The organism is Azospirillum tabaci (assembly GCF_014596085.1).
Classification (GTDB): domain Bacteria; phylum Pseudomonadota; class Alphaproteobacteria; order Azospirillales; family Azospirillaceae; genus Azospirillum; species Azospirillum tabaci.
Genome location: NZ_JACCJY010000001.1, coordinates 1 through 17,925 on the forward strand (window position 1 = coordinate 1; position 17,925 = coordinate 17,925).

The window sequence follows — 17,925 nt, forward strand, 5'->3', positions numbered from 1 at the left end:
CCGGACTGGCGCTGGCTGCTGGGGCGGGACGACAGCCCCTGGTACCCCACCGCCCGCCTGTTCCGCCAGACCCGGAGCGGCGACTGGTCCGGCCCGGCCGAAGCGGTGGCGCGCGCCTTGCGGAGGCTGGTGGACCGTCCGGACGAATAAGGGCAGCGTCCTTCCGGCCGATCGCGGGTCTTTTCCACCACAGAGGCACGGAGACACAGAGGCGTGAAGGCCGGAACGCGGTCGGCCTTCTCTGCGCCTGCGTGCCTCTGTGGTTCCCGCTCTTCGCCGTGGGCGCCCGCCTTCCAGCGGGCATTCACCGGTGCCCCTTGCGTCAACCGGCGCTTCCCACCATCCTCCTTGCCATCATGCCCGAACTTCCTGAAGTCGAAACCGTCTGCCGTGGTCTTGCCCCGCATCTGGAGGGGCGGACGCTGGTCCAAGTGCTCCAGCGCCGCGCCAACCTGCGCGTTCCCTTTCCGGCCGGCTTCTGCGAGCGGCTGACCGGGCGCCGCGTCGAGTCGGTGCGCCGCCGTGCCAAATACATCCTGGTCCATCTGGACGACGGGACGGTGCTGATTGCCCATCTCGGCATGTCGGGCCGCATGATCATTGCGCCGGAACGACCCGCCGCCTGGGGCGCCCACGACCATGTCGTTCTGGAGACCGACGCCGGGACGGTGGTGACCTTCAACGACGCCCGCCGCTTCGGCCTGATGGACCTCGCCATGGCGGAGACTCTCGCCGAGCACCCGCTGCTGCGCGCGCTCGGGCCGGAGCCGCTGGGCAACGCATTCTCCGGACCGGTGCTGGCCGCCCGGCTGGCCGGGCGGATGACCAGCATCAAGGCCGCCCTCCTGGACCAGAGCGTGGTCGCCGGCCTCGGCAACATCTACGTGTCGGAGGCGCTGTTCCTCGCCCGCCTCAGCCCCACGCGCATCGCCGCCACGGTGACCGGCGCCAAGGCGGAGCGGCTGGCCACGGCGATCCGCGCGGTGCTGGAGCGGGCCATCGCCGCGGGAGGGTCGTCCTTGCGCGACTATCGGCAGGCGTCGGGGGAGCTCGGCTATTTCCAGCACCAATTCTCGGTCTACGACCGCGAGGGCGCGCCCTGTCCGGGCTGCAGCTGCGACGTGGCGAAGACCGGGGGCATCCGCCGGATCGTCCAGTCGGGCCGTTCGACTTTCTATTGTCCGCAACGCCAGCGTTGATATAGGTGGAGGGTATGACGGCTTCTTCGGCCACCGCCAGGGCGGCGCTCGCCGCCCTCCTCCTCGCCGGCCCCGCCCTCGCGGGTCTGGCCGGGGTTCCATTGCCCGCAGCGTCCTCCGCCTGGGCGGCCCCCGCTTGGGCAGCCGACTCCGCCCGCTACGTCGAAGGGATGGGGGACGTGCCGGTCATGCCGGGCCTCGCCCCCGCCGAGGAGGCGCCGCTGGTCTTCGACAAGCCCGCCGGGCGCATCGCGCAGTCCGTCATGGCGGGTGCCGTGGACCGAAGCGCGATCCTGTCCTTTTACAACCAGACCATGCCGCAGCTCGGCTGGAGCCGCGCCCCGCAACGGGCGGGCGGTGGCGCCAGTTTCCTGCGGGAGGGTGAGGAGTTGCGCCTGGAATTCGTCGAGCCGGCCCGCGCCGCCGCCCCGAAGGCGGCGGCCACGGTCGTCCGCTTCTCGCTGATTCCGCGCTGATCCCTCCAAAAGAGACCAAAAGCAAACCAGAACGCCCCCCGCCCGGAGCGAGGGGGCAAACCACGGGAGCCAGCTGCATCATGCCGTACGAAACCATTCTCGTCGAGATCCGCGGACCGGTCGGGCTCGTCACGCTGAACCGGCCCAAGGCGCTGAACGCGCTGTCCGACCTGCTGGTGACCGAGCTGGGCCAGGCGCTGGACGCGCTGGAGGCCGACGACTCCGTCGGCGCCATCGTGGTCACGGGTTCGGAGAAGGCCTTCGCCGCCGGCGCCGACATCAAGGAGATGCAGAACTTCTCCTACATGGACGTCTACAAGGCCAACTTCATCACCGCCAAGTGGGAGCGGCTGGCCAAGTGCCGCAAGCCGACCATCGCCGCGGTCGCCGGCTACGCGCTGGGCGGCGGCTGCGAGCTGGCGATGATGGCCGACTTCATCCTGGCCGCCGACACCGCCAAGTTCGGCCAGCCGGAGATCACCATCGGCACCATCCCCGGCGCCGGCGGCACGCAGCGCCTGACCCGCTTCGTCGGCAAGTCCAAGGCCATGGAGATGTGCCTGACCGGCCGCCTGATGGACGCCGCCGAGGCCGAGCGCGCCGGCCTCGTCAGCCGCGTCGTGCCGGCGGTGGATCTGGTGGACGAGGCGGTGCGGGTCGCCGAGAAGATCGCCAAGCTCTCGCGCCCGGTCGTCATGATGGCCAAGGACGCCGTCAACGCCGCCTACGAGACGACCATGTCCGAGGGCATCCGGGTCGAGCGCCGAATCTTCCACTCCACTTTCGCCACCGAAGACCAGAAGGAAGGCATGGCCGCCTTCGCCGAAAAGCGTCAGCCGGATTGGAAGCATCGCTGACATCCCCCGACTCCTCCCCCGTATCTAGCGGGGGAGGACCAGAAATCCGTCAAGATCTCGTAATCTTTCCTTTGCCGAGAAACAGTGTTGGACGGTGCCTTGACTCCCATTCGGCTGGAGCGTATAAGGCCCCCTCGCACTGGGACAGGCGTGTCGTCCGGAGTAGGGTTTTCATGGCCAATCATAAGTCTGCTGAAAAGCGCATTCGTCAAACCGCGCGTCGTACGGAGATCAACCGTAACCGCGTCAGCCGTATCCGCACCTTCGTGAAGAAGGTCGAGACGGCGATCTCGTCCGGCAACAAGGCTGAAGCCGCTGAGGCTTTCAAGGCCGCGCAGCCGGAACTGATGCGTGGAGCCTCCAAGGGCGTTCTGCACAAGAACACCGTGTCGCGCAAGCTGTCGCGCCTGTCGGCCCGCATCAAGGCTCTCTGAGTTTACTCGGCGTTATAAAGCCGCGCACCAGGTCTGGGCGCGGCTTTTTGCGTTTTTGATAAGTACAGTCTCCGTTCTTTCCGAGTCCTCCGGCAGAACTCCGGCGGGGCAGGGGATCGCGGCTGTTGGACGGCGATTCGCCTCCGGCGGTTCTGGTCTTTCGTAAGGGCAGGGGCGGGTTTCGGAGATGCTGCGTGATTTTTGCCGCAGTCCGGACCGTTCGCTTTCTGTCCTATTGCCACGGCGAGGGCGGCTGATTAGACTTTCCATCCGTTGGGAATGGCGCACCGATGTTGTCTTTGATGTCACGCGCCATTCGCTGAGGGACGGAGACGTTCAAAGCCGCGGGCAAGGTTGCGGGACGCTCAAGAAGCTCGACTCGACCCGTTGCTCCTGGAGCGATGCTTTTCTTAAAACTCGACGTGGCAAAGGCGGAGTCCAGCTTCGCCGAAGGGATAGTGCTGCCGTCCAGTTGGGAGGCATCCACCGTTGGAGTCTTCAGGAGAGGAACGTTTTGAAGGCGCGGGCCCTAAGTTAAGGGGTCTGGGTTCGGTCGGGCGGGACGGTGCCCCCTGCGGCGCGGGGCCGTCCGGGGGGAAAGGAGCGGGGTAGGGGAAGCATGTCGGTCGGCGCGTCGTTGGATCAGCAGTGGGCCCGCATCCGGGGCCGCCTCAAGGACGAGGTGGGCGAGATCGCCTACCGCAGCTGGCTGCAGCCGCTTTCCTTCGCCGGCATCCGCGGCGGGGAGGTGCGCATCGTCGTGCCCACCCGCTTCATGCGCGACTGGGTGCTGACCCACTACGCCGACCGCATCCGCAACCTGTGGGCCGGCGAGAATCCGGACGTCCTGTCCATCGACGTCGTGGTCGCTTCGGCCAACGCCCCATCCATGCTGACGTCGGACGAGGACGCGGGCGAGCCATCGCGCGACTCCGATCCGGTCGACGGCGCCGTCGGCGGCGGTCCGGCCCCCTCGGCGCCCGCCCCGCGGGCCGCGGCGCTCAGCCAATCCGCTTCCTATGGGGCCGCCTCCTACGGCGCCACCTCCTACATCGGCTCCTCCTATTCGGCGGGACCGCCCTCCTTCGCGTCGGACGAGTCGCCAACGGCGGTCGCCTCGGTGCTGGAGGACCGGACGGACATCTCCGCGCCGCTGGACCCCCGCTTCACCTTCGAGAATTTCGTGGTGGGCAAGCCGAACGAGCTGGCCCACGCCGCCGCCCGGCGCGTCGCCGACGCCACCTCGGTCACCTTCAACCCGCTGTTCCTCTACGGCGGGGTCGGGCTTGGCAAGACGCACCTGATGCACGCCATCGCCTGGCAGATCCGGCGGAACGATCCGAACCGCAAGGTGATCTACCTGTCGGCGGAAAAGTTCATGTACCAGTTCATCCGGGCGCTGCGCTTCAAGGACACCATGGCCTTCAAGCAGCAGTTCCGCTCGGTGGACGTGCTGATGATCGACGACGTGCAGTTCATCAGCGGCAAGGACAGCACCCAGGAAGAGTTCTTCCACACCTTCAACGCGCTGGTGGACCAGAACCGTCAGGTCATCATCTCCGCCGACAAGAGCCCGTCCGATCTGGAAGGCATGGAGGAGCGGCTGCGCTCCCGCCTCGGCTGGGGCCTCGTCGCGGACATCCACCCGACCACCTACGAGCTGCGGCTGGGCATCCTCCAGGCCAAGGCGGACGCGCTGAACGCGGCCATCCCGCTGAAGGTGCTGGAGTTCCTCGCCCACAAGATCACGTCCAACGTGCGCGAGCTGGAAGGGGCGCTGAACCGCATCGTCGCGCACGCCGAGCTGGTCGGCCGGGCCATCTCGCTGGAATCGACGCAGGAGGTGCTGCACGATCTGCTGCGCGCCAACGACCGCCGCGTCACCATCGACGAGATCCAGAAGCGGGTGGCGGAGCATTTCAACATCCGCGTCGCTGACATGCATTCGGCCCGCCGCGCCCGCGCCGTGGCCCGCCCGCGGCAGGTCGCCATGTACCTCGCCAAGCAGCTCACCGCCCGCTCCCTGCCGGAGATCGGGCGCAAGTTCGGCGGGCGCGACCACACCACCGTGATGCACGCGGTGAAGAAGGTGGAGGAGCTGCGCACCACCGACCCCGCCTTCGCCGAGGACGTTGAGCTTCTCCGCCGCATGCTGGAAAGCTGAGCGGGCCGTTACAGGTCGATGAAGTTTGCGCCCACTCCCGCTTGAGCCATGGACGGCGCCCGGATATCGCGGCACAGTTGCCGCTGCGGCGGAGTCCGGCTGAACCGGCCCCGCGGCCGGCCCAGCGATCGGCCCAGCGATCGGCATGGCCGGCACGATTTCGGGCCAATAAGAAAAGGGGAGAGTAGGTGCCATGACCAAGGTTCCGGAAACCACCAGCCTGGAACAGCGCTCCAGCGCCGAGACGCAGCGCGCCGCCAAGGGCTTCACCCGCCGCCTGCTGCTCCAGGGGACCGCCGCTGCCGCGGGCGTCGCCGCGGTCGGCCCCTTCGTCCTGCGCGAGGGCCGCGCCGCGTCGGGCAGCGTCAAGATCTTCTCCTGGGCCGGCTACATCAGCCCGGAGATGCTGGCCGACTTCGAGAAGAAGACCGGCATCAAGGCCAGCCTGACCGAATACGGCACCAACGACGAGCTGCTGAACCAGCTCAAGGCCACCGGCGGCGCCGGCTTCGACATCATCCACCCCACGGTGGACCGCGTGCCGAACTATGTGGAGTTCGAGCTGGTCCAGCCGCTGGACGAGTCGAAGGTCACGTGGGACGGCTGCCTGAAGTCGGCGGTCGAGGGCTCCGCCGCCATGGGCGGCGTGGTCGGCGGCAAGCGCTTCTTCGCCCCCGCGGACTGGGGGACCGAGGCCATCGCCTACGATCAGGCCAAGGCGCCGCTGACCTACGGCACCGCCAGCTACGGTGACCTGTGGAAGCCGGAGCACGCCGGCAAGGTGACGGTGCGCGGCCATTCCGGCCTGATCGGCATCGGTCTGTGGCTGGAAGGGCAGGGCAAGCTGCCCCACCCGATCCGCGAGCAGTTCAAGGACGAGGCGAAGGCGCGCGCCAACTTCGACGCGATCCTTCAGGTCGCCTCCGCCAACAAGAAGGCCATCGGCCAGTTCTGGTCGAACGAGAACGAGGCCCAGGGCGCCTTCCGCACCAACGGCTGCGTCATCGGCCAGACTTGGGATTCGTCCGCGGTCGCCCTGCGCAAGGAGGGTCTGCCGATCCGCTTCCTGGCGCCGAAGGAAGGGGCGCTGGCCTGGATGGAGGGCTTCGCGATTCCGGCCAAGGCGGCGAACCTGGAGCAGGCCTACGCCTGGATCAACTGGTTCTACACGCCGCAGGCGGGCGCCCTTTACACCAATCACTCCGGCATCTCCAGCACGGCGGTCGGGGCGGAGGCGCATCTGTCCGACCTGAACAAGCAATTCTTCGCCGACGCCTATCCGGGCGACGCGCTGCAGAAGCTGTGGTGGTGGCCGATCCAGGAGGCTTGGTACGTCTCCATCCGCAACGAGTACCAGGACCGCTTCCTGGCGGCGTGAGTGCGGCCCTCTCCCGTTCCGGGAGAGGGTGACGCCGAAGGCGTCGGGTGAGGGTAAAGCCGAGAATCAGCGCCACGATCCTCGTCGGTACCCCCACCCCGACCCTCCCCCGGGACGGGGGAGGGAGTTTGGAACTTCCAATCAGGTGCCTATGAGTCAGGACGTCCAGCTCGAGTCCGTCACCATGCGGTTCGGTTCCGTCACCGCCGTCCGCGACGTGTCGCTGACGGTCGGGGCGGGGGAATTCTTCAGCTTCCTCGGCCCGTCGGGCTGCGGGAAGACCACCATCCTGCGCATGGTCTCCGGCTTCATGGAACCGACGGAGGGCACCATCCGAATCGGCGGCCGCGACATGCGCGGCATCGGCCCGAACAAGCGACCGACCGCGCTGATCTTCCAGAACCTCGCCCTGTTCCCGCTGATGACGGTGGCGGAGAACATCGGCTTCGGGCTGGAGGTGCGCGGCGTGCCCTCGGCGGAGCGCCAGGGGCGGGTGCGCAAGCTGCTCGACCTCGTGGCCCTGCCGGACGCCGCGGACAAGAAGGTGACGGAGCTGTCGGGCGGCCAGCGCCAGCGCATCGCCATCGCCCGCGCGCTGGCCGTGGAGCCGGCCGTCCTGCTGCTGGACGAGCCGCTGTCGGCGCTGGACCTGAAGCTGCGCCAGCACATGCGCGCCGAGCTGCGCGACCTGCAGAAGCGGACCGGCGTGACCTTCATCTACATCACCCACGACCAGGGCGAGGCGCTGACCATGTCCGACCGGATCGGCGTGATGTCCAAAGGCGTGCTGGAGCAGGTGGGCGACGGGCGGGCGATCTACGACCATCCGGAAACCGCCTTCGTCGCCTCCTTCGTGGGGGAGAACAACCGCTTTTCCGGCACCGTCGCCGAGTTGGCGGACGGGCTGGCCGCCCTGGACACGCCCCGCGGCCGTCTGATCGGGCGCAACCCGCGCCGCCTCTCCCCCGGCGACCGCGCCACCCTGTTCGTCCGGCCGGAGCGCATGGCGGCGGGGGCGGGGGCGGAGAACGCGCTGGAGGCGCGGGTCACCCATCGCGATTTCGAGGGCGCCTTCATCAACGCCTTCCTGGAGGGCGGCATCACCGTCCAGGTCCCGCATCTCGGCGACGAGCCGCCGCTGACCCCCGGCGAGCCCGCCCGCATCGCCTTCCGGGCCGAGGACGCCGTGGTGCTGCCGGACGCGCCGGCCTGACCGGGTTCAGCGCCCGACCGGCACCGCCGCGCGGAAGGGCACCTTCTCGAAGTCGCTGACCAGCGCGTCGAGCCGCACCGCCCAGGACCCGGCCACCGGCAGGGCCACCCCGTCCGCCGCGTAGACACCGGGTGCCACCTTCGGCAGGGGGCGGGTGATGCCCTCGATCCCGGCGGCGGGCAGGGCCAGTTCCGCCGACACCTCCAGCGCGTCGAGCGGCGCGCCGCCCGGACCCGTCAGGCGCATCTCGATGCGGTTCGGCCCCGGCGTGGCCGGAGTCACGGTGACGATGGCCGTGCGCCCGCGGGCCACGACCGCGGTGCTGAAGCCCGCCGGCTTCTCGGCGAAGACCAGCGGGGCCTGGGTGCGCGGCGGCGGTGTGGTGCCCAGCCCGGCGGTGAACAGCACGACCAGCGCGGCCACCACCATCTCCGTGTGGACGCTGGCGCGCAGCCGGTCCGCCGCCTGTCCGCCCATGACCTCCAGCCGCGGCGTCAGCCGCCACCGGTTGAAGGCGGCCAGCGCCAGCAGGGCCAGCGCGCAGACGATCTTGCCGGTCCAGATCTGGCCGTAGGCGGTGGTCAGGATGACGCTCGGGTCGCCGAGCTGCAGCGCGCTCAGCCCCGCCCCGGCGAGCAGCAGGACGGCCACCGCCGGAACCGCCCAGCCCGAGAAGCGGCGGACCAGCCGCAGCGACTCCGCCGCCGGCTCCGTCCGCAGCAGCACGGCCAACGGCCAGAAGCTGCCGATCCAGAAGGCCACCGCCAGACCGTGCAATGCCACCAGCGGCACGCTGAGCCAGCGCGGCTCCGCCGTCGCGGCGTGGCCGGTGGTGGCGAGGGCCAGCGCCGCCCCGACCGCCCCGATGACCAGCAGGACGCGGCCCGCCGCCCCGCGGTCTTCCAGCGCCAGTCCCAGCGCGGCGGCGATCAGGCTGAGCAGGGCCAGGAGGACGCTCGGCCCCGCCGTGCTGGTCAGCCCGGCGATCCAGGGCGGGGCGCCGGCCAGGGCGGACAGCGGCGTTCCTTCCAGGACCGCCCCGGCCAGCCCGGCGTTCAGCACCGCCACCAGGGCGGCGACGCCGACGCCCAGGCACAGGCCGGGGCGCAGGCGGCGGTTCAGCGGACTCCACCGCCCCGCCACCAGCACCAGGAACAGCCCACCCCCCACCGCGGCGAGCAGGCTTCCGTAATGAAGCGCCCGCAGCGCCGCGGCGGCCAGCAGCGTGGCCGGCGGGGTCGCGCCGCCCAGCTCCGCCGGTCGTTCCGGTTCCGCACCGATCCCGAACAGGAGCGATCCGGCGACCGGATGGCCGTCCGCCGAACTGACGCGGTAGCTGAGGACGTGGGTCCCCACCGCCAGCCCGCCGGGCAGCGCGACGCGCAGCGCCCCGTCCCCGGCGGCGGACGCGGCGGGCAGGGGATGCTCCACCCCGCCGGGGCCGATCAGCTTCACCGACACCGGCCGCACCGGCTCGTTGAAGCGCAGCACGGCCTCGGCGGGCGGGCCGTCGAGCCGCGCCCCGTCCTCCGGGGCGCTCTCGACCAGCACGGCATGCGCCAGGGCCGGCGCGGACAGGGACAGCAGCATCAGGGCGGCGACCCACCCCACGACCAGCCGGCGCATGCGTTTCCCCTTACGGCTTGGCGGTCAGGGTGACGCCGGGGGCCGGCTCCTTGACGTCGTGGTCGGTCTTGCCCGGCTCCGGGATCTCGATCCAGCGGTGCACGCCCGTCTCGCACTCCTGCACCACGGGGAAATAGACCACGGTGCCGGGGGCGGCGTCGGGCAGGCGGGCGCGGAAGACGAACTCGTCGTAATGGGCGTCGGGCAGGGAACCGCCGGTCCAGGCGATCTCGGTGACGCCCTTGCTCAGCGACTCGCCGTAATAGTCGTAGGCCTTGGCGTACTGGCCCTCCTTGGTCGTCAGGGTCCAGCCGGGCTTGGGCATCGGCTTCACCGCGATGACCCCCTCCGGGATCTGCACGCGCAGGGCGACGGTGGGGGAATTGCCGCAGCCATGGCCGACGCGCAGCACGCCCTTGTAGGTGCTGGCGGCGGGGGCCTGCTTGGTCTCCAGCGTGGTGTGGGCGAGGGCGGCGGACAGGGGCAGGCAAGCGAGGACGGTGGCGGCCAGCAGGGCGCCGCGGGTGTTGCGGATCATGGAAACTCTCCGGTGTGGGTCTGTCTGAGGGTGTCGGTTCAGACACCCACCGGAGGCGCCCTCGCGGAGAAGGCGCGCGGGGCGCGGCCGGCCCCCGCCTCGTCGTCCGCGGGGAGCGGAACGGCGGCCAGCACGATCCCGGCCGGCGGCAGCGGGGCCGGCGCCATGGCCGGACCCAGCAGGGATCCGCCGCCCAGCGACAGGCAGATCGGGCAATAGGTGACGTGGCCCGGCGTGCCGTCGGGAACGGGACCATGGTCGGTGTGCTGTGCGGCGGAGGCGTCGGGCGCGGGACCCGAATGGCAGATGGAACCCGCCATGGCGAGCTGCGCGGACTCCGCCAGCACCCTGGCCAGCGGCGCCGGGACGTGGGTAGCCATGACCAGGGCGTGGAAGACCAGCACCAGCGCGGCGACCCACGCTGTTGCCTCCCTCATCACGCCGGATGTCCGCCATGCACGCATGGCGCCACTATGGGCACAGTCCGGGGATCGAAAAAAGGTAATAAATGTGTGGTCATTTGCTCGGCATGGCCTCGCTTGCGCTCCGGCCCGCGGTCGTGAGAGGCTTTCGATCCTAGATGCTCGGCGGGTGGGGGAGTGGTCATGGGCGGCGTGCTGCGCCGGTACGGTCCGATTCTGACCGCGGCGATCCTGCTGGCGGTGGCCGCGTGGCTGCTGCTGCTGGTCGTGCTGCCGCAATTGCTGATGGTGGATTTCTCCTTCCGCCCGTCGCTGCCGCCCAGCAAGGCCGGTGGGCCGGAGGACGTCTACACGCTGCGCAACTACGCGACGCTGTGGACCAACCAGATCCATCTGGCGATCTTCCTGAAGACGATCTGGGCGAGCAGCCTCGTCACCGCCGTCACGCTGGCCGTCTGCTACCCCGTCGCCTTTTACATGGCGCAGGTGGCGCCGCGGCGGCGCCTGCCCCTGCTCGTGTTGATGCTCGTCGTCCCCTTCTGGATCAACGAGCTGCTGCGCACCTTCGCCTGGTACATCATCCTGGCCTTCAACGGGCCGTTGAACGCGCTTCTGGTCGGGCTCGGCGTGTTTTCGGAGCCGCAGCGGCTGCTCGGCGGCGACGCCGGGGTCATCATCGGGATGGTCTACGTCTACATCCTCTTCATGGTGTTCCCGATCATGAACGCCATGGAGTCGCTGGATCGCAACCAGATCGAGGCGGCGCGCGACCTGGGGGCCGGCTGGCTGCGCATCCACCGCCGCATCGTCGTCCCCCACGCCAAGCCGGGCATCGCGGTCGGCTGCATCATGACCTTCATGCTGGCGGCGGGCAGTTACGCCGTGCCGGCCCTGCTGGGCGGGCCGCAGAGCCGCTGGTTCACCGAGGTCATCTACAACTGGTTCTTCGAGGGCGGGAACTGGAACCAGGGGGCGGCCTACGCCTTCATCCTGCTGATCCTGTGCATCGCCTTCATCCTGCTGATGATGCGGCTGTTCCGCGTCGGTCTTACGGACATCGCCAAGTGACGGGTATTGCCAAGTGACGGGTATCGCGCCATGACCGCCGCAAGTTTCCGCCGCTGGGTCACCGGGGCCTATCTGGTCCTGTTCTTCGGCTATCTGTTCCTGCCGCTGGGGATCATGGCGGCGGCGACCTTCAACAGCAGCCGCTTCCCGACCGTCACCCCCTGGATGGGCTTCACGCTGCAATGGTTCGGCGCCTTGTGGGCCGACCAGCGCATGTGGCAGGCGCTGGGCACCAGCCTGCTGGTCGGGGCGGGGGTGATCGCCGTGGCGGTGCCGCTGGGGCTGGCGGCGGCGCTGCTGCTCGACCGGCTGCACAGCCGGGCGCGGACCTTCCTCTACGCCGTGATGGTGTCGCCGCTGCTGACGCCGGGGGTGATCGTCGGCATCTCCACGCTGGTCTTCTGGCGGGAGTGGTTCGGGGTGACCGGCGGCCTGTTCCTGACCATCCTGGCGCAGTCCAGCTTCATCGCGGCCTACGCGATGCTGCTGTTCCTGGCGCGGCTGCAACGGTTCGACCAGACGCTGGAGGAGGCGGCGCTGGATCTGGGCGCCACCCACGGGCAGGTGTTCCGGCGGATCACGCTGCCCTATCTGACGCCGGCCATCCTGTCGGCGTCCTTCCTGGCCTTCCTGCAGAGCTTCGAGAACTACAACACGACGCTGTTCGTCCGCGGGCTGGACACCACGCTGACGGTCTACATCGCCTCGAAGGTGCGCACGGGCCTGACACCCGCGGTCAACGCGCTGTCGCTGATCCTGATCGCGCTGACCATCCTGGGCGCCGTCGTCTACGAAATCCTGCGCCGGCGCGAAGCGCGCCGGCAGCCGGACCCCGCGTGACGGCGGCAGACCTTATTCTTCGCTCTCGTCCGCGTCCGCTTCGATCTGGGCGGCCAGATCGCGCAGCATGTCGATGACGTCCTCGTGGCTGGTCTCGTCCACGGCGGTGTTCACGGCGGCCTCGATCATGGCGACGGCGATGTAGGGGCCGAGAACCCCGCCTTCCTTGATCGCCGCCTCGAGATGCTTCTCGGCGACCGACAGGGCCTTCTCGAAGAGGGCCTCGGCCGTCTGGTTGGTGCTGTCCTTGCTCATCTTGCGGTCCGTTGCGGGTGTATGGTGCGACTCCTATAACACCGGCCCGCCCGGCTTGGCGCGGCAAATCGGGACGGTGCGGGGAATGACCGTCATGCCCGGGCTTGCCCCGGCCCGCCGCACCGGCCACATTCGGCCGGAACCACCATCCGACAGGCGACCATGACCGATCCGACCCGCCCCGACCTCTACCGTTTCTGGATCGCGGAGCATGTGCGCTTCGCCGACCTCGACGCGCTCGGCCACGTCAACAACAACGCCATCGGCGTGTATTTCGAGCAGCTTCGCGTGTCTCTGGTCCATGATTGCGGCGGTTTCCGCGCCGAGTCCCCCTGGACTGTGGTGCTGGCGCGCAGCGTCATCGACTACAAGGCGGAGCTGCTGTTCCCGGCGGACATCCGCGTCGGCGCGCGGGTGGCCAAGGTCGGCAACACCTCCGTCGTCCTGGGGGGGGCGATCTTCGATGGCGACCGCTGCATCGCCGTGCAGGAGGCCGTCTGCGTCATCGTCGGCAAGGACAGCCACCGCCCGACCCCGGTGCCGGCCGACCTGCGCGACGCCCTGGCCCGCTACGTGTGAGGACGCCGTGCCGCCCTTTCTCCCGCTGACCCGCCGCGATCTGCTGACCGGCTCCGCCCTGCTGGCCGGGGCCGCTCTGCTGCCGCGCGCGGCCCATGCGGCGGTGGGGGAGGGGACGGCGGTCAGCCTGTCCGCCGGCCCGGCCCGCGTCAATCTGGCGGGGGCGGGCTTTCCCGACACGGCGGTCTGGGCCTATGATGGGCGCATTCCGGGGCCGGAGCTGCGCTTCCGCCAGGGCGACACGGCGCGCATCGCCTTCGCCAACGCGCTGCCGGAGCCGACGACCATCCACTGGCACGGCCTGCGCGTCCCGAACGCCATGGACGGGGTGCCCGGTTTGTCGCAGACCCCGGTGCCAGCGGGCGGGCGGTTCGACTATGAATTCCCGCTGAAGGACGCCGGCACCTTCTGGTACCACCCGCACGTCAACAGCGGCGTGCAGGTGGCCCACGGCCTGACCGGCGCCTTCATCGTGGAGGAGCGCGAGCCGATCCGCGTCGACCGCGACCTGCTCTGGCTGCTCGGCGACTGGCGGCTGACCAGGGAGGCGGAACTGGCCGGCGGGTTCGGCCATCCCATGGACGCCACCCACGCCGGGCGCATCGGCAACACCGTCACCATCAACGGCGCCGTCCGGGACAGCGTGCCGGTCCGCGCCGGGGAGCGTGTCCGCCTCCGCCTGATCAACGCGGCGAACGCCCGCGTCTTCGCGCTCGACTTCCAGGGGCACGCGCCGCGGGTGATCGCGCTCGACGGCCAGCCGGTGAACCCGCACGCCCCGGCGGACGGCAAGGTCGTGCTGGGACCCGGCCAGCGCGCCGACCTCGTGATCGACATGGAAGGCAAGCCGGGCGAGGGGTACGACGTGGTCGACGGTTTCTACCCGCGCATGGCCTATCGGCTGACCCGGCTGACCTACAGCGCCGAGGCGCCCTTGCGCGACTCGCCGCTGGACGCCCCGATCGCGCTGGCCGCCAACCCGCTGCCCGAACCCGATCTTGCCGGCGCCGTCCGCCAGGACGTGGTGCTGGACGGCGGGATGCACGGCGCGATGCCGAAGAGTGCCGGGCCGCGCGGCCCCTTTTGGGCGCTGAACGGCGTGGCGGCCATGAACCATCAATCCATGGGCCACCATCTGGAACCGCTCATCACCGTCAAACGCGGTCAAACGCAGGTGACGGCCTTCGTCAACGAGACCGGCTGGTGGCACCCCATGCACCTGCACGGCTTTCCCTTCCGCGTCCTCTCGCGCAACGGCCGGCCGGCCGAACACCGCGAGTGGCGCGACACCGTCCTGCTCGGCCCCCGTGAGACGGCCGAGATCGCCTTCGTGGCCGAAGAGGCCGGCGACTGGATGCTCCACTGCCATGTTCTGGAGCATCAGGAGACCGGCATGATGGCTGTCCTGAGAGTGACCGCGTGAAACGACCCGCCCCCAAACACCGCCCGTCCCCCCGCAGCGGCGAACCCCGCACCGCCCCCCGTGTTGCCGACGTGATTGTCACCGAGGTCGGCGCCCGCGGCGACGGCATCACCGTCTTCGACGGCGCCAAGCTCTTCGTTCCACTGACCGTTCCCGGCGACCGCGTGCGCGTGGCCGTGAAGGACCCTGCAAATGCCAAGGGCGAAGGGCTGCGCGCCGACCTGCTGGAGATCCTGGAGCCCGGCCGCGGGCGCGCCGCGCCGCCCTGTTCCCATTTCGGAACCTGCGGCGGCTGCACGCTTCAGCATATGGAGGACTCCGCCTACGCCGCCTGGAAGGTCGGGCTGGTACAGGGCGCTCTGGCCCGCGTCGGGCTGGGCGATGTGCTCATGGAACCGCTGTCCCGGACGCCGCCGGCCGCGCGCCGCCGCGCCCGCTTCGCCGCGCTGAAGCGGGGGCGCCGCGTCTGGCTCGGCTTCAACGAGCGGATGAGCCACCGGCTGACCGACCTGACGGAGTGTCCGGTGCTGCGGCCCGGCCTGTTCGCCCTGGTGGAGCCGCTGCGCGGCCTGCTGCTGTCGATTCTGCCGGACGGCGGCGGCTGCGACGTGATCGCCACCGATCTTGAGGGCGGGATCGATCTCGTGCTGGTCGGTCCGCGCAGCCTGGACCGCGCGGCGCGGGAGCGGCTGGTGGCCTTCGGCGAGGCGGAGGGGGTGGCCCGCATCTCCTGGCAGGCTGATGAACGGCAGCCGGATGGTCGCGGCACGCCGGAGCCCATCGCCCACCGCCGCCCGGTGGCGGTGTCCTTCGCCGGCCTGCCGGTGACTCCGCCGCCCGGCGCCTTCCTCCAGGCGAGCGCCGAGGGGGAGGCTGCCCTGGTCGGCGCCGTGCTCGCCAACATCGGGGAGCCGAAGCGGGTGGCCGACCTGTTCGCCGGGTTGGGCACCTTCGCCGTTCCGCTGGCCCAGAAGGCGGCGGTCCATGCGGTGGAGGGGGACGCGCCGGCGCTGGCCGCGCTGAACAAGGCGGCGGGGGCGCTGCGCCTGACCACGGAGCGGCGCGACCTGTTCGAGAACCCGCTGTCGGCGAAGGAGTTGGCGCGGTTCGACGCGGTGGTCTTCGACCCGCCGCGCGCCGGCGCCGCCGCCCAGGCGCAGGCCCTGGCCGGATCGAAGGTGCCGCGGGTGGTGGCGGTGTCCTGCAACCCGGCGACCTTCGCCCGCGACGCCCGGACGCTGGTGGACGGCGGGTATGTGTTGAGCCGCGTTTATCCCGTGGACCAGTTCCTGTGGTCCGCCCACGTCGAGGTCGTCGGGGTGTTCAGCCGCCCGTAGGGTCCGCGAAGGGGGACCACGAAGGCACGACGATCATCACCATCCCCGTGCCTTCGTGGTGAGGCCCCCTCAGTCCAACTGCATCACGATGGCCTTGAGATAGGCCGACTCCGGCAGATGCGGGTGCACGGGATGGTCCGGCCCGGCCCCGGCGCTGCGCAGGATGCGCCCGGTCCGCCCGGCGTCGTGCAAGCCGCGGGCGACCTGCTCGGCGAAGGTCGGCGGGTCCACGTTGTGGCTGCAGGACGCGCAGAGCAGGAAGCCGCCCGGCGCCGTGATCTTCGCCGCGAGACGGGTCATCTTGCGGTAGGCGCGGCAGCCGACGGCGAGGTCCTTCTTGGACTTCACGAAGGCCGGCGGGTCGGCGATGACGACCTCGAACGTCTCGCCCTCGGCGTTCAGCCGCTCCAGCTCGTTGAAGGCGTCGGCGCGCCGCGCCTCGAAGCGGTCGGCCACCCCGTTGGCCTCCGCGGCGCGGGTGGCGTTGTCCAGCGCCCCCTGCGAGCGGTCGACCGACACCACCGACGAGGCGCCCTCGACGGCGCAGAGCACGCCGAAGCCGCCGTTGTAGCTGAAGAAGTCGATGGCCCGCTTGCCCTTCGCCAGCTTGGCGATGAAGGCGCGGTTGTCGCGCTGGTCGTAGAACCAGCCGGTCTTCTGCCCGCCCAGCGGGTCGGCGAAGAAGGTGGCGCCGTTCTCCTCCAGCCGGATCGGGCCGTCGATCTCGCCCTTCACCAGCCGGCTTTCCTCCGGCAGCCCTTCCAGCGCGCGCTGGGTGCTGTCGTTGCGCAGGATGACCGCGCGCGGGGCCAGAACCTCGTCGATTGCGGCCAGGATGGCGTCGATCCGCTGGTCCATGAAGACGCTGTTGGCCTGCACCGTCACCACGTCGCCGTAGCGGTCCACGATCAGCCCCGGCAGCCCGTCGGCCTCCGCGTGCACGACGCGGTAGTAGGGCCGGTCGAACAGCGCCTCGCGCATCGCCACCGCGCGCCTCAGCCGCCCGGCGAGGAAGGCGTGGTCCACCACCGTCGCCGGGTCGCCGGAGAGCATCCGCGCGGCGATCAGCGTGTGCGGGTTGAAGGTGGCGATGCCCAGCGGCGTCCCGCCGGGGTCCAGCAGGCGCACCGGGCTGCCCGGCGGGATGGCCTTGGCCGCCGTGTCCATCTGGACTTCGTTGGAATAGACCCAGGGGTGGCCGTGCAGGACGCGCCGCTGGCGGCCGGCCTGCAGATGGATCGCCCGGTACTTGACGGGGGTGGTGGGGGTGTCGGTCATGATGCCGCATCCTAGCCGCTCGCGCCCGCCGAGCAAACGGTCACGTCGATGGATTCGCAGGGAACGCCGTGCGGAGTCGGGGATATGGCGGGACAACGGCCCGTTTCGGCGTGGCTTATGGGATGCCGAGCGGGGTTTCCACCTGCGACCGATGCGCGCGGTTGTCGTTGGCGCCGTCCATCGCCTTGCACAGCCGCAAGGTTTCCGTGCGGTGGCCGTCCTCGTGAAAGCAGGTCAGCAGGGAACCGCGCGACCCGGCCCCCCCGGCCAGCAATTCCGGCAGCGAGGTGTGGATCGCCGTGCATCCGTGGCCCCGCGCCAGACGGTCCATGGAGCGCAGCAAAGTCTCCGCCGGGCCCGTCATGTCGAACAGATCGAGCACGACGAAATTCTCCACGGCCAGAATTCGGCCGTGGCGAAGATGCTCCGCAATAGCGTATGAGAAAAGTCCATGGAGGTACCCCCGTGCGTTCTGCACGGTCATGATGCCAGACGGCGTCGCGGGGGTATCAACCGGCCCGATAAGTGCTGCGGCAAATGCGCGCCATTGCTCCACCGGCAGGTCCGGGAAGATGGCCCGCACCAGCGGATAGGCCTGGTCGATCTGACGCTGACCGAGAGGTTTCGCGATGAAGCTTTCGTCCATGCCCGTCCGACCGCGTGAAGGACGGTGAACGATGGCAGGCACCGGTAAGACCGGTCGTTGACGTAGATCAATGTTGCAAAATCCACCCCTACACATATTGGGATTATTGGAGGCAGGCGCAACCGGCGTCCGCATAAGAAGTGCATCGTATGTGAACCTGCCCCCCTCCTTAACAGTACGTACCCAGCGGTG

The 17,925-nt window shown here is 69.9% G+C and carries 18 protein-coding genes; 12 read left to right on the top strand and 6 right to left on the bottom strand.

Going from position 1 to position 17,925, the window contains the following annotated elements; all coding sequences use genetic code 11:
• Nucleotides 1–356: 356 nt before the first annotated feature.
• The 7 genes from mutM (at nt 357) to H0B54_RS00040 (ending at nt 7,721) form a co-directional block, all read left to right on the top strand.
• Entirely contained in the window at nt 357–1,199 is an 843-nt protein-coding gene (gene mutM, locus H0B54_RS00010) for a bifunctional DNA-formamidopyrimidine glycosylase/DNA-(apurinic or apyrimidinic site) lyase (protein ID WP_188258766.1), read from the top strand.
• A 14-nt stretch (nt 1,200–1,213) separates the two neighbouring features.
• The gene (locus H0B54_RS00015) at nt 1,214–1,675 is read left to right on the top strand and encodes a hypothetical protein (RefSeq protein WP_094301465.1); all 462 of its coding nucleotides are present in this window, start codon (nt 1,214–1,216) and stop codon (nt 1,673–1,675) included.
• Nucleotides 1,676–1,755: 80 nt separating this feature from the next.
• A complete protein-coding gene (locus H0B54_RS00020; protein WP_094301466.1) occupies nt 1,756–2,532 on the top strand; it encodes an enoyl-CoA hydratase in 777 nt (258 codons plus the stop codon).
• Between the two features lie 173 nt (nt 2,533–2,705).
• On the top strand, nt 2,706–2,966 hold the full coding sequence (gene rpsT, locus H0B54_RS00025; protein ID WP_094301467.1) for a 30S ribosomal protein S20: 261 nt from the start codon (nt 2,706–2,708) through the stop codon (nt 2,964–2,966).
• A 619-nt stretch (nt 2,967–3,585) separates the two neighbouring features.
• A complete protein-coding gene (gene dnaA / locus H0B54_RS00030; protein WP_188258767.1) occupies nt 3,586–5,130 on the top strand; it encodes a chromosomal replication initiator protein DnaA in 1,545 nt (514 codons plus the stop codon).
• A 193-nt stretch (nt 5,131–5,323) separates the two neighbouring features.
• Entirely contained in the window at nt 5,324–6,508 is a 1,185-nt protein-coding gene (locus tag H0B54_RS00035; RefSeq protein WP_188258768.1) for an extracellular solute-binding protein, read from the top strand.
• A 151-nt stretch (nt 6,509–6,659) separates the two neighbouring features.
• Nucleotides 6,660–7,721: an ABC transporter ATP-binding protein gene (locus H0B54_RS00040; protein ID WP_188258769.1), complete on the top strand. Its 1,062-nt coding sequence runs from the start codon at nt 6,660–6,662 to the stop codon at nt 7,719–7,721.
• A gap of 6 nt (nt 7,722–7,727) precedes the next feature.
• Here H0B54_RS00040 and H0B54_RS00045 read toward each other — a convergent pair whose 3' ends face one another.
• From H0B54_RS00045 to H0B54_RS00055, 3 genes are read right to left on the bottom strand one after another with little or no spacing between them, the layout of a single operon-like run.
• A complete protein-coding gene (locus H0B54_RS00045) occupies nt 7,728–9,347 on the bottom strand; it encodes a copper resistance CopC/CopD family protein (RefSeq protein WP_188258770.1) in 1,620 nt (539 codons plus the stop codon).
• Between the two features lie 10 nt (nt 9,348–9,357).
• Nucleotides 9,358–9,885 carry a YcnI family copper-binding membrane protein gene (locus H0B54_RS00050; protein WP_188258771.1) on the bottom strand — a complete coding sequence of 176 codons (528 nt, stop codon included), beginning with the start codon at nt 9,883–9,885 and terminating at the stop codon, nt 9,358–9,360.
• Nucleotides 9,886–9,923: 38 nt separating this feature from the next.
• Entirely contained in the window at nt 9,924–10,322 is a 399-nt protein-coding gene (locus tag H0B54_RS00055) for a DUF2946 family protein (RefSeq protein ID WP_188258772.1), read from the bottom strand.
• Between the two features lie 168 nt (nt 10,323–10,490).
• On the opposite strand from H0B54_RS00055, the gene H0B54_RS00060 reads away from it, so the two are divergent.
• Both H0B54_RS00060 and H0B54_RS00065 read left to right on the top strand, forming a co-directional pair.
• Complete coding sequence (locus H0B54_RS00060) at nt 10,491–11,375, top strand: ABC transporter permease (RefSeq protein WP_188258773.1); 885 nt, start codon at nt 10,491–10,493, stop codon at nt 11,373–11,375.
• Nucleotides 11,376–11,405: 30 nt separating this feature from the next.
• Nucleotides 11,406–12,215 carry an ABC transporter permease gene (locus H0B54_RS00065; RefSeq protein WP_035670025.1) on the top strand — a complete coding sequence of 270 codons (810 nt, stop codon included), beginning with the start codon at nt 11,406–11,408 and terminating at the stop codon, nt 12,213–12,215.
• Nucleotides 12,216–12,227: 12 nt separating this feature from the next.
• Here the strand turns inward: H0B54_RS00065 and H0B54_RS00070 are convergent, their stop codons facing one another.
• A complete protein-coding gene (locus H0B54_RS00070) occupies nt 12,228–12,470 on the bottom strand; it encodes a hypothetical protein (protein WP_035670021.1) in 243 nt (80 codons plus the stop codon).
• Between the two features lie 162 nt (nt 12,471–12,632).
• Here H0B54_RS00070 and H0B54_RS00075 point away from each other — a divergent pair, with 162 nt between their 5' ends.
• From H0B54_RS00075 to H0B54_RS00085, 3 genes are read left to right on the top strand one after another with little or no spacing between them, the layout of a single operon-like run.
• Nucleotides 12,633–13,049 carry an acyl-CoA thioesterase gene (locus H0B54_RS00075; RefSeq protein WP_188258774.1) on the top strand — a complete coding sequence of 139 codons (417 nt, stop codon included), beginning with the start codon at nt 12,633–12,635 and terminating at the stop codon, nt 13,047–13,049.
• Between the two features lie 7 nt (nt 13,050–13,056).
• Nucleotides 13,057–14,472: a multicopper oxidase family protein gene (locus tag H0B54_RS00080; RefSeq protein WP_343068870.1), complete on the top strand. Its 1,416-nt coding sequence runs from the start codon at nt 13,057–13,059 to the stop codon at nt 14,470–14,472.
• The gene (locus tag H0B54_RS00085) at nt 14,469–15,809 is read left to right on the top strand and encodes a class I SAM-dependent RNA methyltransferase (RefSeq protein ID WP_188258776.1); all 1,341 of its coding nucleotides are present in this window, start codon (nt 14,469–14,471) and stop codon (nt 15,807–15,809) included. Before H0B54_RS00080 ends, H0B54_RS00085 begins: the two co-directional genes overlap by 4 nt.
• Nucleotides 15,810–15,878: 69 nt before the next feature.
• Here the strand turns inward: H0B54_RS00085 and H0B54_RS00090 are convergent, their stop codons facing one another.
• A complete protein-coding gene (locus H0B54_RS00090; RefSeq protein WP_188258777.1) occupies nt 15,879–17,087 on the bottom strand; it encodes a class I SAM-dependent rRNA methyltransferase in 1,209 nt (402 codons plus the stop codon).
• A 115-nt stretch (nt 17,088–17,202) separates the two neighbouring features.
• On the bottom strand, nt 17,203–17,733 hold the full coding sequence (locus H0B54_RS00095; RefSeq protein WP_188258778.1) for a hypothetical protein: 531 nt from the start codon (nt 17,731–17,733) through the stop codon (nt 17,203–17,205).
• Between the last annotated feature and the right edge of the window lie 192 nt (nt 17,734–17,925).

Coding starts and splice junctions, on each gene's coding strand:
- H0B54_RS00015 (WP_094301465.1), top strand. CDS start 1,214: ATGACGGCTTCTTCGGCCACCGCCAGGGCGGCGCTCGCCGCCCTCCTC.
- rpsT (WP_094301467.1), top strand. CDS start 2,706: ATGGCCAATCATAAGTCTGCTGAAAAGCGCATTCGTCAAACCGCGCGT.
- H0B54_RS00090 (WP_188258777.1), bottom strand. CDS start 17,087: ATGACCGACACCCCCACCACCCCCGTCAAGTACCGGGCGATCCATCTG.
- mutM (WP_188258766.1), top strand. CDS start 357: ATGCCCGAACTTCCTGAAGTCGAAACCGTCTGCCGTGGTCTTGCCCCG.
- H0B54_RS00050 (WP_188258771.1), bottom strand. CDS start 9,885: ATGATCCGCAACACCCGCGGCGCCCTGCTGGCCGCCACCGTCCTCGCT.
- H0B54_RS00065 (WP_035670025.1), top strand. CDS start 11,406: ATGACCGCCGCAAGTTTCCGCCGCTGGGTCACCGGGGCCTATCTGGTC.
- H0B54_RS00095 (WP_188258778.1), bottom strand. CDS start 17,733: ATGGACGAAAGCTTCATCGCGAAACCTCTCGGTCAGCGTCAGATCGAC.
- H0B54_RS00035 (WP_188258768.1), top strand. CDS start 5,324: ATGACCAAGGTTCCGGAAACCACCAGCCTGGAACAGCGCTCCAGCGCC.
- H0B54_RS00060 (WP_188258773.1), top strand. CDS start 10,491: ATGGGCGGCGTGCTGCGCCGGTACGGTCCGATTCTGACCGCGGCGATC.
- dnaA (WP_188258767.1), top strand. CDS start 3,586: ATGTCGGTCGGCGCGTCGTTGGATCAGCAGTGGGCCCGCATCCGGGGC.
- H0B54_RS00020 (WP_094301466.1), top strand. CDS start 1,756: ATGCCGTACGAAACCATTCTCGTCGAGATCCGCGGACCGGTCGGGCTC.
- H0B54_RS00040 (WP_188258769.1), top strand. CDS start 6,660: ATGAGTCAGGACGTCCAGCTCGAGTCCGTCACCATGCGGTTCGGTTCC.
- H0B54_RS00070 (WP_035670021.1), bottom strand. CDS start 12,470: ATGAGCAAGGACAGCACCAACCAGACGGCCGAGGCCCTCTTCGAGAAG.
- H0B54_RS00055 (WP_188258772.1), bottom strand. CDS start 10,322: ATGAGGGAGGCAACAGCGTGGGTCGCCGCGCTGGTGCTGGTCTTCCAC.
- H0B54_RS00045 (WP_188258770.1), bottom strand. CDS start 9,347: ATGCGCCGGCTGGTCGTGGGGTGGGTCGCCGCCCTGATGCTGCTGTCC.
- H0B54_RS00075 (WP_188258774.1), top strand. CDS start 12,633: ATGACCGATCCGACCCGCCCCGACCTCTACCGTTTCTGGATCGCGGAG.